Source organism: Acidithiobacillus sp. HP-2 (genome assembly GCF_015100155.1).
Lineage (GTDB): Bacteria > Pseudomonadota > Gammaproteobacteria > Acidithiobacillales > Acidithiobacillaceae > Acidithiobacillus.
Genome location: NZ_JACKZA010000011.1, coordinates 74,388 through 97,413 on the forward strand (window position 1 = coordinate 74,388; position 23,026 = coordinate 97,413).

At 55.2% G+C, this 23,026-nt stretch carries 28 protein-coding genes; 11 read left to right on the plus strand and 17 right to left on the minus strand.

Going from position 1 to position 23,026, the window contains the following annotated elements; genetic code table 11:
* Positions 1 to 43: 43 nt before the first annotated feature.
* Genes hemH through H7F11_RS10245 form a run of 3 tightly spaced genes read right to left on the minus strand, consistent with a single transcriptional unit; the run spans position 44 to position 2,435 of the window.
* Positions 44 to 1,060: a ferrochelatase gene (hemH, locus tag H7F11_RS10235; protein WP_227485416.1), complete on the minus strand. Its 1,017-nt coding sequence runs from the start codon at positions 1,058 to 1,060 to the stop codon at positions 44 to 46.
* Complete coding sequence (xth, locus tag H7F11_RS10240; protein ID WP_193651233.1) at positions 1,057 to 1,827, minus strand: exodeoxyribonuclease III; 771 nt, start codon at positions 1,825 to 1,827, stop codon at positions 1,057 to 1,059. The genes hemH and xth overlap by 4 nt, the downstream gene beginning before the upstream one ends.
* A 5-nt stretch (positions 1,828 to 1,832) precedes the next feature.
* On the minus strand, positions 1,833 to 2,435 hold the full coding sequence (locus tag H7F11_RS10245; protein WP_193651232.1) for a glutathione S-transferase N-terminal domain-containing protein: 603 nt from the start codon (positions 2,433 to 2,435) through the stop codon (positions 1,833 to 1,835).
* A 79-nt stretch (positions 2,436 to 2,514) separates the two neighbouring features.
* On the opposite strand from H7F11_RS10245, the gene H7F11_RS10250 reads away from it, so the two are divergent.
* The 4 genes from H7F11_RS10250 to prmB are packed head-to-tail and all read left to right on the plus strand — an operon-like array spanning position 2,515 to position 5,351.
* Positions 2,515 to 3,363, plus strand: a complete 849-nt coding sequence (locus H7F11_RS10250) for a 23S rRNA (adenine(2030)-N(6))-methyltransferase RlmJ (RefSeq protein WP_193651231.1) — start codon at positions 2,515 to 2,517, stop codon at positions 3,361 to 3,363.
* A 33-nt stretch (positions 3,364 to 3,396) separates the two neighbouring features.
* The gene (locus H7F11_RS10255) at positions 3,397 to 3,681 is read left to right on the plus strand and encodes a DUF2322 family protein (protein ID WP_193651230.1); all 285 of its coding nucleotides are present in this window, start codon (positions 3,397 to 3,399) and stop codon (positions 3,679 to 3,681) included.
* A 12-nt stretch (positions 3,682 to 3,693) separates the two neighbouring features.
* Complete coding sequence (locus tag H7F11_RS10260; RefSeq protein WP_193651229.1) at positions 3,694 to 4,455, plus strand: exodeoxyribonuclease III; 762 nt, start codon at positions 3,694 to 3,696, stop codon at positions 4,453 to 4,455.
* Positions 4,455 to 5,351 carry a 50S ribosomal protein L3 N(5)-glutamine methyltransferase gene (prmB, locus tag H7F11_RS10265; protein WP_193651228.1) on the plus strand — a complete coding sequence of 299 codons (897 nt, stop codon included), beginning with the start codon at positions 4,455 to 4,457 and terminating at the stop codon, positions 5,349 to 5,351. The genes H7F11_RS10260 and prmB overlap by 1 nt, the downstream gene beginning before the upstream one ends.
* On the opposite strand, the gene H7F11_RS10270 is transcribed toward prmB, so the two are convergent.
* On the minus strand, positions 5,346 to 6,272 hold the full coding sequence (locus H7F11_RS10270; RefSeq protein ID WP_193651227.1) for a LysR family transcriptional regulator: 927 nt from the start codon (positions 6,270 to 6,272) through the stop codon (positions 5,346 to 5,348). The two genes, prmB and H7F11_RS10270, sit on opposite strands and share 6 nt — an antisense overlap.
* A gap of 91 nt (positions 6,273 to 6,363) precedes the next feature.
* On the opposite strand from H7F11_RS10270, the gene H7F11_RS10275 reads away from it, so the two are divergent.
* Complete coding sequence (locus H7F11_RS10275) at positions 6,364 to 7,932, plus strand: MFS transporter (protein WP_193651226.1); 1,569 nt, start codon at positions 6,364 to 6,366, stop codon at positions 7,930 to 7,932.
* Here H7F11_RS10275 and H7F11_RS10280 read toward each other — a convergent pair.
* Entirely contained in the window at positions 7,848 to 8,762 is a 915-nt protein-coding gene (locus tag H7F11_RS10280; protein WP_193651225.1) for a mechanosensitive ion channel family protein, read from the minus strand. The genes H7F11_RS10275 and H7F11_RS10280 overlap by 85 nt on opposite strands.
* 161 nt (positions 8,763 to 8,923) lie before the next feature.
* Here H7F11_RS10280 and argS point away from each other — a divergent pair, with 161 nt between their 5' ends.
* Both argS and H7F11_RS10290 read left to right on the plus strand, forming a co-directional pair.
* Positions 8,924 to 10,663 (plus strand): arginine--tRNA ligase, encoded by a 1,740-nt coding sequence (argS, locus tag H7F11_RS10285; RefSeq protein ID WP_193651224.1) that lies wholly within the window; start codon positions 8,924 to 8,926, stop codon positions 10,661 to 10,663.
* A 6-nt stretch (positions 10,664 to 10,669) separates the two neighbouring features.
* On the plus strand, positions 10,670 to 11,530 hold the full coding sequence (locus tag H7F11_RS10290) for an SPOR domain-containing protein (protein ID WP_193651223.1): 861 nt from the start codon (positions 10,670 to 10,672) through the stop codon (positions 11,528 to 11,530).
* On the opposite strand, the gene H7F11_RS10295 is transcribed toward H7F11_RS10290, so the two are convergent.
* Both H7F11_RS10295 and rsmA read right to left on the minus strand, forming a co-directional pair.
* The gene (locus tag H7F11_RS10295; protein WP_193651222.1) at positions 11,496 to 11,963 is read right to left on the minus strand and encodes a YbjN domain-containing protein; all 468 of its coding nucleotides are present in this window, start codon (positions 11,961 to 11,963) and stop codon (positions 11,496 to 11,498) included. The two genes, H7F11_RS10290 and H7F11_RS10295, sit on opposite strands and share 35 nt — an antisense overlap.
* The gene (rsmA, locus tag H7F11_RS10300) at positions 11,960 to 12,763 is read right to left on the minus strand and encodes a 16S rRNA (adenine(1518)-N(6)/adenine(1519)-N(6))-dimethyltransferase RsmA (protein ID WP_193651275.1); all 804 of its coding nucleotides are present in this window, start codon (positions 12,761 to 12,763) and stop codon (positions 11,960 to 11,962) included. The genes H7F11_RS10295 and rsmA overlap by 4 nt, the downstream gene beginning before the upstream one ends.
* A gap of 65 nt (positions 12,764 to 12,828) precedes the next feature.
* Between rsmA and H7F11_RS10305 the strand changes: the two genes are divergently transcribed.
* The gene (locus tag H7F11_RS10305) at positions 12,829 to 13,383 is read left to right on the plus strand and encodes an HNH endonuclease (RefSeq protein ID WP_193651221.1); all 555 of its coding nucleotides are present in this window, start codon (positions 12,829 to 12,831) and stop codon (positions 13,381 to 13,383) included.
* 35 nt (positions 13,384 to 13,418) lie between these two features.
* Here H7F11_RS10305 and pdxA read toward each other — a convergent pair whose 3' ends face one another.
* The 8 genes from pdxA to H7F11_RS10345 are packed head-to-tail and all read right to left on the minus strand — an operon-like array spanning position 13,419 to position 18,668.
* Positions 13,419 to 14,420 (minus strand): 4-hydroxythreonine-4-phosphate dehydrogenase PdxA, encoded by a 1,002-nt coding sequence (pdxA, locus tag H7F11_RS10310; protein WP_193651220.1) that lies wholly within the window; start codon positions 14,418 to 14,420, stop codon positions 13,419 to 13,421.
* Positions 14,420 to 14,668 carry an RNA-binding S4 domain-containing protein gene (locus H7F11_RS10315; protein ID WP_193651219.1) on the minus strand — a complete coding sequence of 83 codons (249 nt, stop codon included), beginning with the start codon at positions 14,666 to 14,668 and terminating at the stop codon, positions 14,420 to 14,422. Before H7F11_RS10315 ends, pdxA begins: the two co-directional genes overlap by 1 nt.
* Before the next feature lie 14 nt (positions 14,669 to 14,682).
* Positions 14,683 to 15,603 carry an ABC transporter ATP-binding protein gene (locus H7F11_RS10320; RefSeq protein ID WP_193651218.1) on the minus strand — a complete coding sequence of 307 codons (921 nt, stop codon included), beginning with the start codon at positions 15,601 to 15,603 and terminating at the stop codon, positions 14,683 to 14,685.
* Positions 15,600 to 15,914: a lipid asymmetry maintenance protein MlaB gene (locus tag H7F11_RS10325; protein ID WP_193651217.1), complete on the minus strand. Its 315-nt coding sequence runs from the start codon at positions 15,912 to 15,914 to the stop codon at positions 15,600 to 15,602. The genes H7F11_RS10320 and H7F11_RS10325 overlap by 4 nt, the downstream gene beginning before the upstream one ends.
* Positions 15,911 to 16,552, minus strand: a complete 642-nt coding sequence (locus H7F11_RS10330) for a phospholipid-binding protein MlaC (RefSeq protein WP_193651216.1) — start codon at positions 16,550 to 16,552, stop codon at positions 15,911 to 15,913. The genes H7F11_RS10325 and H7F11_RS10330 overlap by 4 nt, the downstream gene beginning before the upstream one ends.
* Before the next feature lie 12 nt (positions 16,553 to 16,564).
* Positions 16,565 to 17,044 carry an outer membrane lipid asymmetry maintenance protein MlaD gene (gene mlaD / locus H7F11_RS10335; RefSeq protein ID WP_075322054.1) on the minus strand — a complete coding sequence of 160 codons (480 nt, stop codon included), beginning with the start codon at positions 17,042 to 17,044 and terminating at the stop codon, positions 16,565 to 16,567.
* 13 nt (positions 17,045 to 17,057) lie between these two features.
* On the minus strand, positions 17,058 to 17,840 hold the full coding sequence (gene mlaE, locus H7F11_RS10340) for a lipid asymmetry maintenance ABC transporter permease subunit MlaE (protein WP_193651215.1): 783 nt from the start codon (positions 17,838 to 17,840) through the stop codon (positions 17,058 to 17,060).
* A gap of 3 nt (positions 17,841 to 17,843) precedes the next feature.
* Positions 17,844 to 18,668, minus strand: a complete 825-nt coding sequence (locus tag H7F11_RS10345) for an ABC transporter ATP-binding protein (RefSeq protein WP_193651214.1) — start codon at positions 18,666 to 18,668, stop codon at positions 17,844 to 17,846.
* A gap of 315 nt (positions 18,669 to 18,983) precedes the next feature.
* On the opposite strand from H7F11_RS10345, the gene speD reads away from it, so the two are divergent.
* Both speD and speE read left to right on the plus strand, forming a co-directional pair.
* On the plus strand, positions 18,984 to 19,385 hold the full coding sequence (gene speD, locus H7F11_RS10350) for an adenosylmethionine decarboxylase (RefSeq protein ID WP_010640598.1): 402 nt from the start codon (positions 18,984 to 18,986) through the stop codon (positions 19,383 to 19,385).
* A 118-nt stretch (positions 19,386 to 19,503) separates the two neighbouring features.
* Positions 19,504 to 20,340, plus strand: coding sequence for a polyamine aminopropyltransferase (gene speE, locus H7F11_RS10355; RefSeq protein WP_227485417.1), 837 nt, complete (start codon positions 19,504 to 19,506; stop codon positions 20,338 to 20,340).
* Between the two features lie 22 nt (positions 20,341 to 20,362).
* Here speE and H7F11_RS10360 read toward each other — a convergent pair whose 3' ends face one another.
* Complete coding sequence (locus H7F11_RS10360) at positions 20,363 to 20,974, minus strand: histidine phosphatase family protein (RefSeq protein WP_193651213.1); 612 nt, start codon at positions 20,972 to 20,974, stop codon at positions 20,363 to 20,365.
* A 125-nt stretch (positions 20,975 to 21,099) separates the two neighbouring features.
* Here H7F11_RS10360 and H7F11_RS10365 point away from each other — a divergent pair, with 125 nt between their 5' ends.
* Positions 21,100 to 21,471 (plus strand): rhodanese-like domain-containing protein, encoded by a 372-nt coding sequence (locus H7F11_RS10365; RefSeq protein WP_227485418.1) that lies wholly within the window; start codon positions 21,100 to 21,102, stop codon positions 21,469 to 21,471.
* Between the two features lie 166 nt (positions 21,472 to 21,637).
* Here the strand turns inward: H7F11_RS10365 and H7F11_RS10370 are convergent, their stop codons facing one another.
* Positions 21,638 to 23,023 (minus strand): sigma 54-interacting transcriptional regulator, encoded by a 1,386-nt coding sequence (locus tag H7F11_RS10370; protein WP_193651212.1) that lies wholly within the window; start codon positions 23,021 to 23,023, stop codon positions 21,638 to 21,640.
* Between the last annotated feature and the right edge of the window lie 3 nt (positions 23,024 to 23,026).

Consider the following 23,026-nt stretch of genomic DNA (forward strand, 5'->3'; position numbering starts at 1 on the left):
ATAGATGAGGGCTGGAGGATAAAGACTGATTTCAGTGAGAATTCTAGCTTGACTGGGCAGAAACGGCAAAATTTTCCGGGGCCTCCCAAAACTGCCAGGAAGGCGCAAGAATCTCACTGAATGCCTTGATCCACATAGGATTTTCATTAAGTGCCGGAATATATCGTAAAGTTTTTCCGCCAACATTCAAAAAAGTTTCTTTGCCCTCCAGCGCAATTTCCTGGAGGGTCTCCACACAATCCGCCGAAAATCCGGGGCAGAGGACATCCATTTCCCGAATCCCCTGCCGGGCCAGACCCATCAGGGTTTTATCCGTATAAGGCTCAAGCCATTTAGCCGCGCCAAAACGACTCTGGAAGGTCTGAACCCATTCGCCCTGATTCAGGCCCAACTCCTGCACCAAAAGTGCCGTGGTGGTTTCGCACTGCTGACGATAAGGATCACCCAACTGAATGGACCGCTGTGGCAGGCCATGAAAGGAAATGAGCAACTTTTCAGCGCGACCGTTTTCCTGCCACCAGTGACGGACACTTTCTGCCAGCGCATGAATATAGGCAGGGTGGGCATGCCAGTCCCGGAGCATGCGTAATTCGGGAATATCCCGCATACCGCGCAACACATCGGCGACCTTGTCGAATATGGAGGCCGTAGTAGCAGCGGCATATTGGGGATAGAGCGGCACCACCAGTATTTTTTCGCAACCCGATTGGCGCAGTTCTGCCATTTTCTGCTGTAACGACGGCTTTCCATAGCGCATGGCCAGTTCTATGCGTAACTGTCCGGGAAAATGGGTATCACAATACTGCTGTAAGCCATCCGCAAGGCGCTGACTATATACCATTAAAGGAGACCCTTCGGGCATCCAGATGCTGGCATAATTGCGCGCCGAACGCGCCGGACGGAAAGTCAGAATCGGACCATTTAATATGGGCCACCAGATAATCCGGGGTAATTCCACCACCCGCCGATCACTGAGGAACTCACGCAGATAACGGCGTACGGCTGCCGCTGTAGGAGCCTCAGGCGTACCCAGATTGACCAGCAGAACACCAATCATCATTCCTCCTGCAGTTGAATCAAAACCGGCGCGTGATCTGAAGGTCGTTCAGCAGCCCGTGCATTCCGATCGATGGCTACATCCTGAACCTCCGCCATCAAGGCGTTGGAGGCCAGAATCAAATCAATCCGCAACCCGCGATTACGGCGGAATCCTGCCGCCCGATAATCCCACCAACTCCATTCCTGAAGATCACCATGTTGGTGACGCCAGCTATCCTGCAGCCCAAGATTCAGCAGGGCCGTCAGGGCTGCCCGTTCGGGGGGAGAGCACAGGACATCTTCACCCCAGGCGACCGGGTCATAAACATCCCGGTCATCGGGTGCAATATTAAAATCTCCGACGAGCAGCAGTCGGGGCCACTGCTGCAATTCCTTTGCAATCAAAGCTCGCAGACGCTCCAGCCACTGTAGCTTGTAGGGATATTTGTCACTTTCCAATGACTGGCCGTTGGGCACATACACATTTACCACCCGGGTGCCCGCGAAAGTGCCCGCGCAAAGCCGCGCCTGACCGTCGCTTCCATCTGGCCAATCGCAGCGCCCATCTTCCGGTACGCTGCGACTGAGTATCGCCACGCCGTTATAGGTAGGCTGCCCATGATATAGTGCGTGATAACCCGCTTCAGCCAGTTCGGCAACGGGAAATTTTTCATCGGTGAGCTTGGTTTCCTGCAGACACAGCACATCCGGAGATTTTTCCTGCAACCACTCGAGCACTTGCGGAAGCCGCACCTTCAGTGAATTGACATTCCAGCTGGCCACTTTCATGGACATTACTGCGGTAGTGTCGCATTAACACTGGGCCGTAAACGCATACTGTGCATCCAGGCCAACAAATCGGGAAACTGGACCAGAAAGTCCGGAGCCCGCAGATCCACATAACCCACTGCAGCTACCGTCGCAATTTGTGACAGATTCAATACTGGCGCAGATGCCGCGTCTTTCCACACCCTGGTTTCCTCCTGAAGCATGGCCAGCGCCGTAGTCACCTTGCCACGCGCGCGCTGCAACATGTTCAGATCCTGACAATCAGCCGCGTGACGTTGTTCCAGAACCCAGGCAATGGTCGTATCCATGATGCCGCTGGCCAGTGCTTCCACACGCAGGGCTTCAATACGCGCTTCTGGATCTTTGGGAACAATCGCCGGATCAGGACGCAACACCTCCAGATACTGAACAATCACAGCAGAATCATAAACCGCCGAACCATCACTACGCAGCAGTACGGGGATTTTGCCCAGCGGATTGTGGGTGAGGGCAGCATGGTCCTGAGTCCGCAAATTGACCCACTCGACTTCGCAGGGGATGTTTTTTTCCAATAGCACCATACGGACCTTGCGGGCATAGGGGCTGGTTTCGGTAGCGAACAGGCGCATCTTTTTCTCCTTATGGGTAGGCCAGCGTTGACTCTGTTATCATGACTTAAATTATCATCCCTAGCCAAGCCCAGGAATCATGAACTACCAACATCATTTTCATGCCGGTAATGCGGCAGATTGCACCAAACATCTGGCGCTTTTTCTTGTTTTGGAGGCCTTGACCCGCAAGGACACCCCACTGGCCTACATCGACACGCATGCCGGAGCAGGCAGTTACCCAATGGGCAACAGCGGAGAACATCTTGGCGGCATTACGCGCCTCTGGGCAGATCGACGCAGCCTGCCCCAATCCGGGGAATGGCTCAAATGCATTCAGCAGATCAATCACGACAAACAACTGCTGCACTACCCCGGCTCGGCCCGGCTGGCCGCCGAACTGCTCAGGCCTCAAGATCGGATGATTTTATGTGAAACAGAGGCGGAAATTGCCTTGCAGTTACGAGCAAACCTGGGCAAAAGATCGCATACCAGCATTTTGAACGAAGACGGATATCGCGCCCTTTTTGCCCATATTCCTCCGCAGGAAAAACGCGGTCTGGTGTTCATTGATCCGCCCTTTGAGCGCCGGGACGAATGGGAAATGCTCGCCGATACCATACTGCGTGCCTATCAACGCTGGCCTCAGGGAACCTATCTTATCTGGTATCCCATAAAAATACGGGGTACGATCACGCGGTTCTGGCAGGCCATACGTGGCAAGATTGCGGCGCAGGTGTTTGAACTGACACAACGGCCGGAAGATGGACGCGAAGCCCTGGCCGGTAGCGGATTGTTGCTGATCAATGCGCCCTGGGGCGTCAAGGAAGCCCTCAGCGCCGGTCTTACGGAACTTGGCCCGCTACTGGCCGACCCACAATCGGGAGGATTCTGGTCTCTGCGTTGCAGCGGCTGGGCCGCTCCTGAAAAAGCCGGTCAAAAAAAATGATTCATCTCAATCACGCAGAGAAAGGTTAAGCGGATGGACAAAGAAACTCTTCCCAATATCGATCATATTCAAAAGCTGCTGCTTTATGGCGGCCCTTCCGCGCAGCTACAGCAGGAGCTGGTCAAAACGTCCGGTGCCGAAATCAGTGTCGCCGTCCTTTATCAGCTGGCCCTGCGTCATGGCGTCATCAGCCCGACTGCAGCGCGTGAAGGTCTGGCCCTGCTGGCGACTGCGGGAACAGCCGGCGACAGTGGTCGTAAAATTCTGGAACAAGTGATTGCCGACAGCGATTTTCTGGCTGTACGGGTCATGCGCTGAGGGAAACGGACATTGCGTCTTTATAGCTGGAATGTGAACGGCTGGCGGGCAGCCTGCCGCAAAGGCCTGCGGGACTGGGTGGAAGAGACCGGTCCCGATCTGCTCTGCACTCAGGAAACCAAAGCGGATCCTGCAAAACTGACCGCTGTGGAAAGCCGCCTGGAGGGATATGGCAGCTGCTGGGCCGTGGCCGAACGGGCCGGTTACAGCGGCGTCGCCACTTTCAGCAAAATTCCCGGGCAAACTTCTCATGCGGGTCTGGGCATAGAGCATTTTGACCGCGAAGGCCGGGTGGTTGTCACCGATTGCGGCGATTTTGATTTGTACAACGTCTATTTTCCAAACGGCAAAAAAGACGGCGAACGACTGGCCTTCAAGCTGGATTTTTATGCCGCCTTTCTGGCGCATATTAACCAGAAAGTGGCGGCAGGCCGCCCGATTATTTTTTGCGGCGATGTGAACACGGCGCATCAGCCCATCGATCTCGCCCGCCCCAAGGAAAATCAGCGCATTTCCGGCTTTCTTCCCGAGGAGAGAGCCTGCATGGACCAATGGCAACAGGCTGGTTGGGTGGATAGTTTTCGTCACCTTCATCCCGATGAGGCCCGTTACTCCTGGTGGAGCCAACGCACCGATGCCCGCAGTCGCGACATCGGCTGGCGCCTCGATTATTTCTGGGCACACCAGAGCCTTCTGCCGCGCCTGCGCGCTGCGGGTATCGCTACGGAAGTCATGGGTTCTGACCATTGTCCCGTCTGGCTGGAGATTATTTGATGCGCCTAGAACAGTATGTGCAACTTGCCGAAAATGACCTGTTCACCGTGGCAGACTTGCGGCGCTGGGGTAGCAGCCGCTTTGCTGCCGCTGATCTGGACTTCAGTCAGGGGCAGCAAAATCCCCGCGCCGAGGCCGATCTGATCCTGGCGCGCGCCCTGCACCTGGAACCCGAAGATCTTGCGGACTTTTCAGGTGCCCGGCTGCTGCCGGATGAAAAGCGCCGGGTATTGCAACACTTTTATGCGCGTGAAATTCTCCGCAGGCCGGCCGCCTACATCACCGGAGAAACCTGGTTCGCCGGTCTGCGCTTTATGGTCGATGAGCGGGTATTGATCCCCCGCAGCCTCATTGAGCCCTTTATTGAAGAGGGTTTTGCGCCCTGGGTAGAAGAATCCCGAATCCTGCGTATTCTCGAAATCGGTACCGGTTCCGGATGCATGGCCATTACCCTGGCCCTGCGTTTTCCCCGTGCTGAAATAGATGCCGTGGATATTTCTCCAGAGGCCCTGAACGTGGCGCGCAGCAATGTCCAGAAACACGGGCTGGAAGATCAGGTGCATTTATATCAGTCCGATTTGTTCTCGGCTTTGCAGGGCCAACGTTACGATCTGATTATCAGCAACCCCCCCTACGTGGATGCCGCAGCCATGGCCGAGCTACCCCCGGAATACACCCATGAACCACGCCTGGCCCTTGCCGCTGGTACGGATGGACTGGATTGTCTCCTGCCCCTGCTGGAACAGGCTCCCCGGTATATGGAAGCAGGCGGAGTATTGATTGTGGAAACCGGCGACGCAGAAGTAGCCCTCAGCGAACAGCGACCCGATTTGCCGCTGATCTGGCTGGAGCACCCTGCGGGTGGCTCCGGTGTTTTCCTGATGACCTATTCATGAGTCAGTACGAGTGCCTTCAATGGGATGTTTTTCCTCGCTGAACAGCAGCTGTAAAAACACCCGCACCGCCCGCGACTGAAAATCTGTCTGCGGGCGAATGAGAAACAGCGTCCAGAATAAACCACGCGGCGGCTCCAGACGCAGGGAAGCCAAGGGCCAGCGGACCTTGTCCAGTGCCTCTACCGAGGCAAAGCCAATACCCAATCCTGCCGCGACCGCGTCGCGCAGGGCTTCGACACCCGTCACCTCCACGCTGTAACGGGCACACAATCCGGCATGGGCAATGGCGGCCTCCACGCGGCGCCGGATTCCTGAATGGGCTTCTCTCCAGACAATGGGTTGTTGCAGAATTTCCTCCCAGCGCGCCGATTGCCGTCCTTCCTGCACCCAGGGATGATCCCGGGGCAGAATGGCCACCAGTTCATCTTCCCGCCAGGCTTCCTGCTCCATGTGTTGGGGCAAATGATCTGCAACAATTTGTTCTTCGGTAAACAGCAAATCCCAACTCCCCAAAGAAAGGGCATCCGGCAAAGGACCCGTTTTCAATTGCAACTGGATACTCGGGTAGGCACTGCGGAAGCGCGCCAGATGTTCCATCAAAAAATAGTTGGCGACCGTATTGGTAGCCGCAATGCGTAAACTGCCTTCCTGCAGGTTCTGACGCCGCGCTGACCAGCTTTCGACCTCCTCCAGGCTTTCGCGCAGGCGGCGGGCATAGGGCAACAGGGACTCACCCGCTGCCGTCAGCTTGATACCGCGACCACTGCGTTGATAAAGCGGTTCTCCCAAATTCAGCTGCAATGCCCGCAGCCGCTCGGAAACAGCGGGCTGGCTGCGCTGCAACATCCGGGCCCCACGTCCTACCCCTTCGGCTTCGGCAACAGCCAAAAAGGCCAACAATTCTTCTGCATGTATTTTCAATAGGATTTTCCGATGAATGCGTGCAAATCAATCTATTAGTTCTATATTAGTGACAGCGCTACAGTAGGGCAAATTTGATGGGAGACACCCGATGGAGCGCATCCAGCCATTGTCCAGATCCTGGCCACTTTTTGCAGGCGTAGCACTGGCTTTGGGTATGGGCTCTTTTGATGGCGCCTCGGTACAGGGTATTTTTCCTTATGTGGCGGGCGGCCTTTCCACCAGTAACGATCACGCCCTGTGGACCCTCACCTACTTCATCGTACACTGGTCCCTGGGTATTACCCTCATGCCCTGGACCACCCAGCGTTTTGGCATGCGGCGCGTATTCCAGATGGCCGTTATGGTCGCCGGCATCGGCACCATCATCAGCGCCACCACCAGTAATCTCTGGATCATGCTGCTTTCCCGTGCCCTCGAAGGGATTGCCGCCGGACTGCTGGTCCCCCTGAGCCAGAGCCTGTTTCTGCGCCATAGCCCCGAACGACAGCATGGCCTGGTCACCATTTTCTGGAGTAATGCCATGCTGGTTCCCTTTTTTTTCGGGCCGGCCCTGGGCGGTTTACTGGCTACAGACCTGGGTTATCGCAGTATTTTTCTGCTTTCCCTGCCTTTCTGGATACTGTCATTACTGCTCGGTAGCAGTGGTATCCCCAAAGATCAGGGTCGAAAAAACATGCCACCCTTTGACGGCTGGGGATTCGGCCTGCTCTACGCCGGACTGATGAGCCTGCAAATCGTACTTGATCAGGGCGAGGAATATGGCTGGTGGCACTCCGCATTTATTCTGAAAATGACCCTGATTGCTCTGGCTTGTTTTTTGCTGTTTGCCTGGCGCGAAAGCGAAACAGACCACCCCTTGCTGGAAATCCATTTTCTGAAGCGGCGCAATTACTGGTTGGGGCTTTTGTTACTCTGCCTGGGATGGGCCATGTTCATGGGCTGGGCTTCCATTTTACCGCTTTGGGCGGAAGAAGATTTGGGCTTCAACGGATTCTGGGCCAGCCTCGTTCTTTTTCCCATTGGGCTGGGGGCGATCCCGCTGTCCACCCAGATGGATCGTCTCCGGGGTCTGCTGGGCTTGCGTCGTCTGGCTACCTTGTGTTTCAGCATTTTTGCCTTCGCCTATGGCAATGCTTATCTCAGCCCCATCAGCAGTCTGTCTGACCTTTTTATTCCCATCCTCCTGATAGGCATTGGCGTCGGCATGCTCTTTGTGCCCCTGACTCTCATCATTCTTTCGGGTCTGGATAGCGAAGAAATCCCTTCAGCGGCAACGACCAGCAACTTCATCCGGGTATTCAGTGCAAATATCGGCGTCAGCCTGCTGAGTGTCTATTGGACCCGTTACAGCGCCATGGCTGCCGATCACTTGCGCGGACAGATCAGCCGCTTCCAGAGCCATCAGGATTTTTCAGCCACCATGTTGCACAGCATGATCATGGTCAAAGCCGACACCCTCAGTATCGACAACCTGTTGCGGCTGTCCATGTGGATTTGCCTGGCCGCCGCCCTGATAGCCTACTTTTTCATCTTCCCCCCGAGCCGCATGAAAACAGCCAGCGGCCCGCAAAACTATGTGGAAGAGGAGGAAGAAGAAACCGGCTTTGCCGCTTCGACAAAAGCCGAAGCAACCGACGGCGCCAGAACCACTTCCTGACGTGGCCGGGGAATTTCTATACCAGCGTTTTCGAGAGCTTCCGCCAACGCCCAGTTAAAAGCCGCATGGGTACTGCCAGGGCGCATCAATCCGTCACGCTCTACCCAAACAATCATCTCGCAATCATATCCTGCTTCACCAAAAGCGTTGAGCCAGAGTGAAGGTGGGTACTGCTTGTTTGGCGTACATAAGGGATGCGCCAAGGCGGTATTCACCACCAGCTCACGGAGTTTTTCCCGGTCAGTCCCATAGGGAACCCGAAAAGGAACGTGAATACGCATGACCGGATCATCCAGACTCCAGTTAATCACTTCCCCATTCACAAACTGGGAATTAGGGACCAAAACATCCACATGGTCGTTCGTCATTATCTGGGTATAACGCACGCTGAGTTTTTTGACTTCGCCGTGCAGGCCATTTTCCTTGATCTGAATATAATCTCCGACCTTGATACTGTGTTCAAAAAGCAGAATCAGACCAGAGGCAAAATTGCTGAAAATATTCTGCAGACCAAAGCCCAAACCAACACCGACTACGCCACCGAGAATACTCAGACTGCTGAGATTGACGCCCACCGTTTGCAAGGCAATCAAAATACCCAGAGCAATGACGATATAGTAGGTCAACCTGGAAATCGCATAAGCAGTAGCCGCGCCCAGACTCCGGGTCAGGGTTTTCCGCGTCAGCCTTCTCAGCCAGATAGCGCCCCACCAGAGGAAAAACAGGATCAGCACAAATTCGATAATCCCCAGGGGTTCAATCAGAATATTGCCCGGCAAATGCCATGGCGTGGTAAACCATCGCCAGAAAGCCCCCCAATAATCATGCATATTCGGTTTCTCCATCGATTTTTTTGTCCAGGTTAGGGTGTTTGTCCTGGATTATTCCTAGTCTATCAGAATGCGCTCCGTGACAAACATACAACAACCCCTGCCGCAAAGCGTCCACATCAGTTACACTAAAGCAAAAATTGACTGGATAAGGTAGCCCCGTGAAAGCATTTGTTCTCCAGCCCCTGCAAGAGGCCCTCAATGCCCTGCTGCAGCAGGGCGTCATCCCGGAAGTTCCGGCTCAGCTCGAACTGGATCGTCCCAAGCAGGTGGAGCACGGCCATCTGGCCAGCAATATCGCCCTGCTTCTCGCCAAAAAGGCGGGGCGTAAACCCCGTGACCTGGCCGACGCCATTATTGCGGCCTTGCCCGCCAGCCCGTGGATAGTGCGTACGGAAATTGCCGGACCGGGGTTTATCAATTTTTTCCTGAGCCCTGCCGCTTTTCATGCGGTCATCGAAAAAATACAGACCGAACAAAACCAGTTCGGGTCCAGCCAACGGGGTGAACAGCAAAAGCTGCAGCTGGAATTTGTTTCGGCCAATCCCACCGGTCCGCTTCATGTGGGGCACGGTCGGGGTGCTGCCTACGGTGCGAGCCTGGCCAATATTTTGCGCTTCAATGGGTATGATATTTTCTGTGAATATTACGTGAATGATGCCGGTCGGCAGATGGATATTCTGGCCGCCAGTGTTTATATGCGTTACCTCGAAGCGGCCGGACTGCTCCCCTGGTCCTTTCCTGACAACAGTTATCGCGGCGCTTATGTGCGCGAAATTGCGGCACAGCTACGCGCGCAATGTGGCGACCACTTGGAGCATGCCGCAGCAGGCATCCCCAACCTGCCGGCCATGGAAGACGCCGATGCAGCTGTGGACGCACTGATCGCCCATCTCAAACAAAGTCTGGGGGATGATTACCGCGTGCTGCACAGTGCCGGGCTTGATGAAATCCTGAACGACATCCGCAATGATCTGGAACAATTCGGCGTGCATTACGAACGCTGGTATTCAGAACGGCAACTGGTCGATTCCGGTGCCGTAGACCGGGCAGTGGCTGAACTGCAATCTGCCGGACATTGCTATATTCAGGATGGCGCGATCTGGTTCCGGTCAACGACTTTTGGCGATGACAAGGACCGGGTTCTGCGTCGGGAAAACGGCGCGTACACCTACTTTGCATCGGATGTGGCTTACCATGCCGAGAAATTTGCCCGTGGTTTCACCCATGTTGTGGATATGTGGGGAGCCGACCATCACGGCTACGTTCCTCGCGTCAAGGCAGCGCTCCAAGCACTGGGGCTGGACGCCGAAAAGCTGGAAGTCGTACTGGTCCAGTTTGCCATTCTTTATCGTGGTGCGGAAAAGGTATCCATGTCCACCCGTGCCGGAGAATTTGTCACCCTGCGCGAGCTGCGCGAAGAAGTTGGTAATGATGCCGCCCGCTTTTTTTATGTGCTGCGCCGCGCTGATCAGCACCTCGACTTTGATCTGGATCTGGCCAAAAAGCACTCGGAAGAAAATCCGGTGTTTTATATCCAGTATGCCCATGCCCGGGTTTATTCCATGCTCCGCCAGGCTACAGAAAAAGGCTTGAGTCTTCCTGCCGATAATGAGCGCGCACTGGATTGTCTGCAAGATTCCCGCGAGCTGGTTCTGGCCGATGCATTATGGCGTTTTCCGGAAGTCGTACACAACGCCGCCCGGGATCGGGAACCACATCAGATTGCTTTTTATCTGCGCGATCTGGCCGCCGCTTTTCACACTTATTACAACTCCACCAAGATTCTGGTGGAAGAAACACCCCTGCGCCACGCCCGCCTGACGCTTTGCAAAGGAGTCGCCCAGACCATTGCCAATGGCTTGAAACTGCTTGGGGTCTCGGCACCGGAGCAGATGTAACCCGTCATGCGCGATTATAAAAATCAGACCAGCCGCCCACCTTCCGGAGAGCAGCGCCCGGCGCCTCCACCCCGCAGGCCGAGGGAGCCCGAACCCGAGCAGGAAATGGATGAAGAGCAGGAAGCACTGCATTCTAACGAAGATCGAGGTCCCAGACGCTGGCCATGGTTATTGCTCTTCATCATCCTGCTGCTCAGCGCCCTGGTGTGGTGGTGGATCGCGCAATTACCCATCAATACCGGCAAACTGGGGCTCCTGTCGAAAAATTCAGGCAGCACTGCCGCCACCGCATCAACCAGCAGCACCGCCAAGCCTGCAACAGGGGGCAACTCATCAAGTGCCAGTTCCATGGCATTGGCTACGGCCATCGCGTCCTCCGCTGCCCCTGTCCCCAGCACCAGCAAAAACGGGACAGCAGCCAGTACCCCGTCAACAGCCGCTGCCGCTTCCACACACAGCGGCGTGGATTTCAACTTTTATCAGATCCTGCCGAAAATGCATGTCGATATACCGGCAGACATTCTCGGCAGTGGTCCGGGCATTCCCTCCGCAAGCACCAACAGCGCTGCTGCCGTGGCCGTACATCAACCGGTGACGATTCAGGTGGGAGCGTTTACGAATAGGGCTGCCGCCGTCGTGCTCCGCGACCGCCTGTCGCTACTGGGCGTCAGCACCGGCATGACCAAAGTGGATGGCAATGGCAGTAACACGCTTTATCGCCTGCAAACCCAAACGTTTGATTCTTTGGCCGATGCCCAGCCCACTCTCGCCAAAATCCGTGGTATGGGCATCACCCCTTTGCTGATTGGCAACGGCATCATCGGTGCAGCAACTAATGCACCGCTGTCCCAGTCTCCAGCGCCTTGATGGCTGCAGCGGGAGTTTCCTGACCGGCCAGCACCTTGTCCAACCCGGGCAGGTAATGGTTTATGGTTTCCACACCCAACAACAGGTAGGGACGCAACAAGGCCGTGGATAATACAGCTGCCGGTGCCTGCAAAATCGTCTTGAAATTGATTTCACCATCTTCCATATCCAGCTCGAAATTACCCAGAGACAGGCCATAGTTGGCACGGGTCACAAATTCGGCCACCGCCAACCGCTTGTTCGCCGTAATATCGAGATTCTGTGGACGCAAATAAAACAGGATGCGCTCACGATCTGCATGAACATGACAGAAAATATCCAGGGTGCCATTGGGTACCTGCAGTGCACAGGTCATGACCGGATAATCCGGAAGCATTTTGGCTTCCCAGTCCAGTTCCATAAACAGTTTTTCAACCACTTCCACATGATTCATTGTTGGGATCCTTGTTCAGAAAAAGCCTCGGCGAGGCGAAAAAAGGCAGCCTGATCCAGTGTTTCTGCACGACAGGACGGATCAATGTCCAAGCTCTGCAACTGCTCCGCGCTGAAAATGCCGCGTAAATTATTGGCGATGGTCTTGCGGCGCTGCGCAAAACTGCTGGTGACAATCCGGGCAAAAGCCGGGCGCAGACCATCGGTCAGCAAAACCGGCTTACAGGGTAGCAAACGCATGAAGGCTGAATCCACCTTGGGCGCCGGAAAAAAATTCCCGGGACCCACCGTGAAGAGGGACTCCACTTCACACCAGGCCTGAATCATCACCGATAGTCGTCCATAGGTTTTGCTCCCGGGGGCCGCCACCATGCGTTCGACGACCTCCTTTTGCAACATGAAGTGCATGTCCTGAACCCGCTCTACCGACTCCAGAATATGAAAAATAATGGGGGTCGCGACGTTGTAGGGAAGATTACCCACCACCCGCAGCGACTTGTCGCTGTCACCCAGACGCGCAAAATCCACCTTCAGGGCATCGGCCTGCAGGATCGTCATTTGCCCGGGGGCCGCCAGCGCTTCAAGGCCGGGGATCATGTCCCGATCCAGCTCAATCACGGTCAGATGATCCAGAACCTGGAGCAGCTTTTGGGTCAACGCTCCAGGCCCCGGCCCGATTTCCAGCAGAACGTCCTGCCGATCCGGGCGAATGGCATCCATGATGCGCTCCACAATATAGGGTTGCACCAGAAAATTCTGTCCAAAACGTTTTTTGGCTGCCGGCAAGGCCCCCACTTGCATTCTCAACCTCGCTTCATGCTATATTTGGGTGACGCCTCTAGCAGGCGATGCGAAACGGAAAGTCCATGCACCTCGTGCTTCGTCTTGACGTCGGTGGTCGTCCCATGGCCTGGGAAACCTGGGAAGAAGCCGCCGCCCATTATGTCCGGGGTAATGTGGCCTGGACCCTCGGGAATCCTTTTTTCACTGCTCACGGTGGAGTATGCCGGCGCAGTGGCATCCATTCCCAGCTCGATATTCATCCGGTCATTGCCGTGCGCGGTCGGCATCTTGGCAAAATCAGGCCTCCCGCCCTGACTAATCAAACCCTGTTCCACCGCGATCATCATCTCTGCATGTACTGTGGCAAACATTATCCGGTGCGCGAATTGACCCGTGACCATATTATTCCCATTTCTCGCAAGGGCCGGGATATCTGGACGAATGTGGTGACCGCCTGCCGCAGTTGTAACAGCCGTAAGGACGATCGAACTCCGGACGAGGCGCACATGCCCTTGCTGGCGGTACCTTTTACGCCGACCTGGGCGGAATATCTGTTGCTCAGCAATCGCCGTATTCTCGCCGATCAGATGGAGTTCCTGCTGGCTCAAGTGCCCGAAGGGCGCAGCCGGATAGGCTGAGCGCCTGTCGCTCTCGACCTGAACCAACTTCTCCATCAGAGCAGGTTCATATGCCGGTTACGGACAATTTCTGTTGCAACATCAAGTGCATGGAGGAGACTTTCTCCTTGCGCCCGCCCCGTGCCCGCCACATCCAGGGCCGTGCCATGATCCACACTGGTGCGCACAATAGGTAAACCCAGGGTAATATTCACGGCCTCACCAAACGCATGATATTTCAGCACCGGCAACCCCTGATCATGATACATGGCCAGAACTGCGTCGGCGTCCTCCAGCAAGCGGGGCGTGAACAGGGTATCTGCCGGCCAGGGGCCAGAAACCCGCATACCCTCCTGTTGCAGAGCATGAATAACCGGGATAATGATGTCAGTTTCTTCGTGCCCCAGATGCCCACCCTCACCGGCGTGCGGGTTTAAACCCGCGACCATGATACGGGGCGCAGCCAGAGCAAAATCCTGAATCAGGGAAGCCTGCAGAATCCGCAGGGTCCGTTCCAGACCACCCTGGGTAATGGCGCTTGGCACTGCGGCCAAAGGCAGATGGGTGGTGGCCAGAGCAACCCGCAACCCGCGTCCGGCCAGGAGCATCACCACCTCGCTTTGCCCGCAGGATCCAGCGAGGTATTCGGTATGTCCCGTAAAGGGAATACCTGCGTCATTGATGACGCCCTTGTGCACAGGAGCAGTGACCATAGCGTCCGACAGCCCCACGCGCAGCAAATCCAGGGCCTTGTCCAGACTGCGCAACACCGCCGGAGCATTGGCAGGATCCAGATGTCCCGGCCGGCAACTGTGCAGCAGGGGTATATCCAGCACGCACAAAACACCGAGCTCGGGCTCAGGCCACGGATCCCCTTCCTGCCAGGACTCCAGACGCACGGGCAACCCTAATATCGTCGCCCGGCTGCGCAGGCAATGCAGATCCCCCAGCAGAATGACGGCTGCAGGCAGGGGATGAGTAGCCAACTGCAGACAAATATCCGGACCAATTCCGGCAGGTTCGCCAACAGTCACCAACAAACGCGGCAATGTATTCATCACCCGAATTCCTCTGGCAGCATTTCAACGATGCCCTCTGGTCCTTCCACACGCTGAGGCAAGCACAATATCCGCGCCCGCAGCAAACGGTCACGAATATCCACGGTCAACACATCTCCTGGTTTTACTTCTGCTCCGGCCTTGGCAGTCCGACCATTGATCTGCACACAACCCGCATCACAGATTTCCTTGGCCAGACTGCGGCGCTTGATGAGGCGCGACATTTTCAGGAACAGATCCAGGCGCACTGAAGCAGAGCCTTTCAGCGCATCTGTCCAAGGATGTCGGTGAAGGCATCCTCCAGACGTGGTTCCTGCAAATGCAGATCGAGAATTTGCGCAGGCAACTGCTGCAACTGGGCGAGGACTGCACCCAGAGGATTGCGCTGAGCATCAATGCGGAATACCCGGATATTTTCACTGGCCCCAGTCAGCAAATCCTCCAGCGCTGGACCCAGTTCTCCCGGGTCATGATCAAAAGTCACTTTCAGGATTCGCCAGCTTGCCGCACTCAACAAGTTCTCTTTTCTGTCGAGGGCGACAATTTTTCCATGCTGCAGGATGGCAATCCGTTCGCACAACTCCTCAGCTTCTTCCAGATAATGGGTGGTCAAAATGACCGTTCGGCCTTCGGCATTGTAGCGCCGTATGAACTGCCAGAGTCCCTGGCGCAACTCCACATCCACGCCTGCAGTCGGTTCGTCCAGTACCACTACCGGTGGCCGATGTACCAGTGCCTGGGCAATCAGCACCCGCCGTTTCATGCCTCCAGATAAATTTCGCAGATTGGCATTGGCCTTGTCTGCCAGATCCAGTTCTGCCATGAGTTCATCAATCCAGTCATCATTATGGCGCAGGCCAAAATAACCGGATTGCATGCGCAAAAATTCACGCACGGTAAAAAAGGGATCATACGCCAGCTCCTGAGGAACTACTCCCAGCAATTGCCGGGTTCGACGAAAATCTCTTTCGACATCGAACCCGAAAATTTCCGCCACACCACTGGAGCGGCGGACCACGCCCGCAAGAATATTGATGAGAGATGACTTACCCGCACCATTAGGGCCCAGCAAACCGAAAAACTCACCGGCGTGAATATCCAGATCCACACCCGCCAGCGCAAGATGTCCGCTCTGATAGGCTTTACGTAAACCCTGAATGTGAATGGCCGGGCTATCAGTCATGGTCCAATGTGCAGCATGTCCTGTAAACGATAAAGCGCCACCAGTTCGCGGAAGGGCTGCGCCATCCCGCGAATTTGCAAGGTCATCCCTCTGGACGTCTGGACCTGGGTCCATTCCATGAGCAGGGCCAGGGTGGCACTGTCTCCGGCCTCAAGCTCATTCAGGGCAATCACCGTACAGCCCTGACTTTCCCTGCTCCAGTCAAAGCCTTTGAGCAAGCCATCCAGATACGCAACCCGCCAGTCGCCCAGCAGGAAAAGCTGGGACTGCCCATCGACTTCACGGCGCTGCCAGCTGGCTCTCAGACTCAAGCGGGCTGCTTCCCGGAGCTTTTTTCAGTCGCATCTTTCTCGGTCATTTGCTGGAGCAAGGCGGGGATTCCGCGACTGGAAGCTATCTGCCCGAAACTCTGTCGATAATTCAGAACCATACTCACACCATCGATGTAGGTGTTATATATCCGCCAGGTATGATCGGTGTAGAGCAGGGCATAAATGACCGGAATATCCGGACCACCATCGGCTTGGCGAATAACCATGTTGACCTGGGCTACGGGCGGGTCCTGGGAAACCTGCTGGCTACCCGTGATTTTTACCGTCTGACCTTGATAATGATTCAGCGCATTACTGTAGGTACGCACCAGCAGATCCTTGAAAAGGACTACAAACTCTTTCTGCTGCGCAGGATTCATCTGCCGCCAGTATTGCGCCATGACATATTGGGACATGGTAGTGAAGTCCATATGCGGCAACACAATATCAGCTACCTGCTTTTTGACGACCGGAGTGATGGGTTTACCCTTGTTGGCACGCAGCACCTTCAACACATTATTGGTGAGTTCATGGACAACGGTGACGGCGCCCTGGGCGTTGGGGGCATCCGTAGCACTGGCCGGCACAGTCCAGGCGAAAATCAAACATAACAGCGCAATCCAGGTGATCTGACGCATCAAAATTTCTCCTTATTGACTTCCTGAAGACTTGCTACTTCCTGCAGCCTTGCTGAACACCATCTGACCAATCATCTGATCGATATTGACTGCACCCTGGGTCATGGTAATGGTCGCACCGGGCTTGAGGTTCTGCGGCATGCCACCCGGCTGAATGGCAATATACTGTTCTCCCAGCAGCCCCTGAGTATAAATCGAGGCTCCCGTATCAATCGGCAGCTTGATGGACGGTTCGATACGCATGGTCACATTGGCCATATAGGTTTTCGGATTCATACCAATATGGGTAACTTCACCAATAGTGACGCCACCAATTTTAACCGGGCTGCGAGTCTTGAGACTGCCGACATTGGTAAAATCGGCATGCAGCACATAACCACTATCATAGGCAAAGCCGGAAAGATTCCCTACCCGTAATGCCAGCACCACCAACGCTGCAATGCCCAGCAGTACGAATATGCCGACCCACCAATCTATTGCCCGAGTTTCCATGTGCTTCCTGCCCTCAGCTGAATAGCAAAGCTGTAAGAATAAAATCAAGACCCAATACGGTCAGCGAGGCTGTCACCACACTCAGCGTCGTGGCATTACCTACCCCTTCCGCCGTCGGCCGCGCCGTATATCCTTTCCAGGCGGCAATCCAGGTCACCACCACACCAAAACACAGTGCCTTGAACAAGCCCGTCAGTATATCTCCTGAAAAGGTCACGTTAGACTGCATCTGCGCCCAGAAAGTCCCACCATCCACACCCAATACCGGCACGGAAATCAGATATCCGCCAAAAATTCCGACCAGATCGAAAATCGCGCAGAGTATGGGCACCGAGATGATCCCCGCCCAGAGACGGGGAGCCACCACCCAGGCCAGGGGATTCACCGCCATCATTTCCATGGCACTCAACTGCTCGGTGGCTTTCATGGAGCTGATTTCTGCGGTCAATGCAGAGCCCGCACGCCCGGCAAATAACAAGGCGGTCAGCACCGGCCCCAGCTCGCGCAGCAACGACAGGGCAATCAGCGTTCCCAAAGCCGAAGTGGCCCCAAAGCGCACCAGCGCGTAATAACCCTGAAATCCCAGAACCATTCCTGTAAAAAACGCCGCGACCACCATAAGAATCAGTGAACGCACACCAAAACCATAAATCTGCCGGAATAATTGCTGAAAGCTGAAATGCCGATTAAACACACTCAGCAGGCTCGATAACAGAAAACGACTGGCGACACCCAGGCCGGGAACGGTTTGCAAGGCGCGTCGGCCCAATTGCGGAATAAATTCGAGCATAGCCATGGGCTATAGCACCTCGCCAGCGGCATGACTGTCCCGCAACGCTGCGGCATAATCCTGGCGGGCCGGATAATGGAAAGGCACCGGCCCATCGGGCTGCCCCCCCAAAAATTGTCGAGCCAGGGCGGAATCACTGGCACGCAAGTCTGCCGGGCTGCCCTCAGCAATGATTTTGCCGCCCGCCAGAATAAAACCGTAATCGGCAATAGAAAAAGTTTCTTCCACATCATGGCTCACCAATACGCTGGTCGCCCCCAGGGCCGTATTCAGCCGTTTGATGAGTGAGGCGATAATTCCCACGCTGATGGGATCCAGCCCGGTAAAAGGTTCATCATAAAATATCAACATCGGATCCATGACGACCGCCCGGGCCAGGGCGATTCTGCGCCCCATTCCTCCCGAAAGCTCTGCCGGAAACAGACCCGCAGCGCCACGCAACCCCACCGCCTCCAGCTTCATCATGACCAACTTGCGCAGCAGGTTCTCCGGAAGGCGGAAATGCCGGCGCAGCGGAAAAGCCACGTTTTCAAAGGCACTCAAATCGGTAAACAAAGCACTGTGCTGAAATAACATCCCCATCTGCCGACGCAGACCATACATGGCATCCTCACTGAGCTTTTGCAGATCCTGCCCGGCAATACGAATCTGGCCGGACTGTGGACGCAAGGTTCCGGCCATCAGATTGAGCATGGTCGTCTTGCCCCCACCACTGGCCCCCATCAGCGCAACAATGGCACCCCGGGGAATATGCATGTCTACCCCCGCCAGCACCGGGTGCGAGCCACGGGCAAAGCGCACATTTTCCAGCTCTACAAGAGCCTCAGCAGCCATGAGCATCCCTGTTCCATTATCAGTCAGGGGTCAGAGTATAAACCGAACGGTCAACAGGGCACCAGAACAGCAGAATATCGGCCTGCGGGCAGATCTAAAAAAAGCTGAAAAATCCCTTGCATCCCATGCGGATAAGTGTATAGTTCGCATCCTGTTTCCACGGCACCGAAAGCAGTTACTAAGGGGGTCAGTCCTTAAGAGACTTGGAGCACGGCATGGCCACGTTCCAGCAAGGTAGGGCATAAAACCAAGTACTGTCTGGGGGTGCACGGGAGCTACTTCTTAACCTTTTTAACTTTGGTAAGGGGGGCACCTATGCGCTCGTTAGGACATCAAATCGTTGCAGACTTTTATCACTGTGACGGCAGTACCTTGTCTGATGTAGATTTTGTCACGGATGCCATGCTGGAGGCCGCTCGGCGTGCCAACTGCACCATTGTGACGCAAACCTTTCACCACTTTTCTCCTTACGGAGTCAGTGGTGCCGTTATCGTTGCGGAATCCCATCTGGCCATTCACACCTGGCCCGAATATGGTTATGCAGCGGTAGATGTATTCACCTGTGGCGATATCATTCAGCCGGAAGATGCCTTGAATTACCTCAAGGAAGCTTTTGGTGCCGGCCAGGTCTCCACCATGGAGATGAAACGCGGGCAAGTAGACATGATGGGCATTCCTGCCCATGAACTGCGCGTCAAGCCGGTTCTCTGCGCCTGAAAGTACCCGTCACCACAGCGGGCGGGCTCTGAATACCGGAGCCCGCCTTTTCTTTTATCTCATTCTTCCGCAAAATCCACGCGGGGACATACCATTCCGGTCACAATGAGAGGCAATCATGAGCACAGAACTTTGGTATACCGAACGCTATGAAGAACATGGCGCGAGCTTGAGCCTGAAAATCCGCGAAGTACTGCATCGCGAACAAAGTCCGTACCAGACCATAGAAATTTTTGAAACGGAACATTTTGGCACCCTCATGACTCTGGATGGTCTGGTGATGGTCACCGATCGTGACAATTATCTGTACCACGAAATGATGAGCCATCCTGCCCTGTTCACCCACCCCGCACCCAAACGGGTGCTGATTATTGGCGGCGGAGATTGTGGCACCCTCCGGGAAGTGCTGCGTCACCCGGAAGTGGAAGAAGCCACGCAGGTCGAACTGGATGAAAGAGTGACCCGGGTTGCCGAACGCTTTTTTCCCGAGCTGTGCGAAAAAAATCATGATCCCCGCGCCCACTTTCACTTTACAGATGGCATAGCCTGGATCAAGGAGGCCCCTGCCGGACGTTATGACGTCATCATTGTGGATTCCACGGACCCGGTAGGACCGGCTGCCGGCCTGTTTGCCACCGATTTTTATACCGCCTGTTACCACGCTCTGGCCGGGCAGGGCGTTCTGGTTGCCCAATCTGAATCCCCGCTACTGCATGCTGATCTCATTCGTCAGTGCCACAGCCGCATGACGGAGGCAGGCTTTGATGCGGTGAACAGCGTGTATTTTCCCCAGTTTTGCTACCCCTCCGGGTGGTGGAGCGGCACTTTGGGGCGCAAGGGTCTGAGCATGGACGCGTTTCGCGCTGAAGATGCCAAAGCCTTTACCGGCACCCACTACTACCACGCGGGTATGCAGCAGGCCGCTCAGGTAGCCCCGGCTTTCCTGCTCGGCTAAACCTGCTCGGAACTGAACCGCTTCATTGGGCAGACTGCCCCGGTCCGATATGGGTGTACCGGGGACAGTAATTCCAGAGATGCAAGGCTGGCGTATCATGTTCCCAGGCCAGACGGGAAATGCTCCCGGGGTCCAGATGCAAATGATCTCCAAAGCGGAGATCCAAACCCAGCCAGCGCGTCGCCAGGGCGCGCAAAATATGCCCGTGGGCAAAGCAAAGAACATGCTTGTGCCCTTTTGTATCCCAGTCGTGAAGCAGCCGATCGCAGCGTTCCGTCACCTCTGCGGGGCTTTCTCCCTCCGGCCCGCCACAGCGGAATATGCTCCACTCTGGATTTTCCTTGTGAATTTCCTGAGTAGTCTTGCCCTCATAACGGCCATAGCGCCATTCCATCAAATCATCATGCAATTGCGGATGCGCAAAACCGGCAAGAATGGCCGTGTGATGGGCGCGAATCAGCGGGCTGGAATAAATCCCGTCAAAATGCCCCTGATTTTCAAACACAGCCCAGAGCGCCTCGGCATCTGCGCGTCCTGCGGAGGTCAGACCAATATCCGTGTCCGAAGTATGCTTACCCTGATCCGCCCATTCGGTCATACCATGCCGTACCAGGGTAATGGATTCAACTTGCATGATGGCTCTCCTGTTTTTTGCCAGATACCCTTCAAACTATAGACGCTCCGACAAGAGGCTTGCGCGAATGGTCGCGGGTCGTTATGGTTTAATCAGTTTATCTAATTTATCTGATCAAGGGGCGCATGATGAACAAGACAGCAATGGAACTGGTCAAGGAAGCCAAGGCAGAAATTCGGGAAATGGATTTACAGCAGGCCCATGGCAAACATCAGTCGGAAGAAGTGGTTATCATAGATGTTCGCGAAACCCATGAATTTTCTGGTGGCCATATCCCTGGTGCGCACCATATATCCCGGGGCATGCTCGAATTTAAGGCAGACTCCCATCCGGCCCTCAAGGACAAGGATCGGGAAATCCTGGTTTACTGCAAAACCGGGGGCCGTGCCGCACTGGCCGCCCAGCAATTAAAGAAAATGGGTTACACCAATGTTCATTCCATTCAAGGTGGCATGGACGCCTGGGATGACGCCGATCATCCGGTGCACAAGCCCTGAAAACATCAGGGCGAGGCTCGCCTGAAATCCAATTCAGCCGCAAGTGGATTGGGCGAGTTTCAATCGCTGACGTCATGGGTGCTTTGGCACCTTCACTGAGCGGCTGCCTGCTGCTAAAGGCTGCCAGCGCGGCGGGGACAGTCGTTTATTATAATCTCCCCCACCATCATTCTTCGCCTTCTTCTTCATCTGCCGTTCCATTTTCCTTGAAGGCTGATGGATCCAGATGATAGCGTCTTAACAAACGATAAAATTCGGTGCGGTTGCGCTGTGCCAACTGCGCCGCCTGACTCACATTTCCCCGCGTCATACGCATGATCTGAATCAGGTAATTCATTTCAAAACGCCCTTTGGCATCGGCCAGGGGCATGACTTCGCCCTCCTTGTCGCGCAGGGCGTGGCGAATCAGTGGCGCGCCAATACGTGGTGTGGTGGATAAAACCACCGCCTGCTCAATGACATTGGCCAACTGCCGGACGTTGCCTGGCCAGGGTGCCGCCACCAGGAGCTCCATCGCCTCCGGAGCAATACCGCGCACATCCTTGCGGTTTTTGGCGGCGGTATCGCGCAGAAAAAACTCCGCCAGCAAGGGAATATCTTCAGGGCGTTCGGCCAGCGCGGGCAACTCCAGTGTCACTACGCAAAGACGATAATACAAATCGTCCCGGAAACGCCGTTCAGCCATCTCTTTTTCCAGATCACGGTGACTGGCGGAGATGATGCGGACATCAACGGCGATGCTTTCTGTCGACCCCACCGGGCGAATCATGCGTTCCTGCAGAGCACGTAATAATTTGACCTGCAGGGAAAGCGGCATATCGCCAATTTCGTCCAAAAACAGGGTGCCCTTTTCCGCTGCCTGAAATAATCCCTGATGATTATTAGCCGCCCCGGTAAAAGCGCCTTTCTTGTGGCCAAAAAGTTCTGACTCCAGCAACTGCTCCGGGAATGCTGCACAATTCAGGGCAATAAAAGGCTGCGCACGGCGTGGACTGGCCTGATGAATGGCTTGAGCCAGCAACTCTTTGCCCGTACCGCTGGCACCGTGCACAAAAACACTGGCATCCGAAGCTGCCACCAGGCGCGCCTGATCCAGCACCCCCTGCATTTTAGGGCTACGGGTCAAAATTCTATCCCAACTGGTATCCTTGCCCTTTTTCCCGGCAGAAGGCGCTACTGCCGCAGTCAAACTGAAAGCCCGTTCAACCTGGGTCATCAGATCCTTACCATCAAAAGGCTTGGTCAAAAAGGCAAAAACCCCCTGGTTGGCAGCCAGCAAGGCGTCAGGTATGGAACCGTGGGCTGTCAAAATGATGACGGGCAAGGTGGGATACTCGCGACGAATGGCATCCAGCAAGGCCATGCCATCCATCTGGTCCATTTTAAGGTCGGTAATCACCAGCCCCGGATGCTCCATGGCCAGCAGCGCCAGAGCTTCATTGCCATTAGCCGCCGTACTGATGTTATATCCTGCCGTTTTCATGCGGAGCGACAGCAAGCGCAGCAAATCTGCGTCATCATCCACCAGCAGGATTTTACCTTTATCTGTCATGAT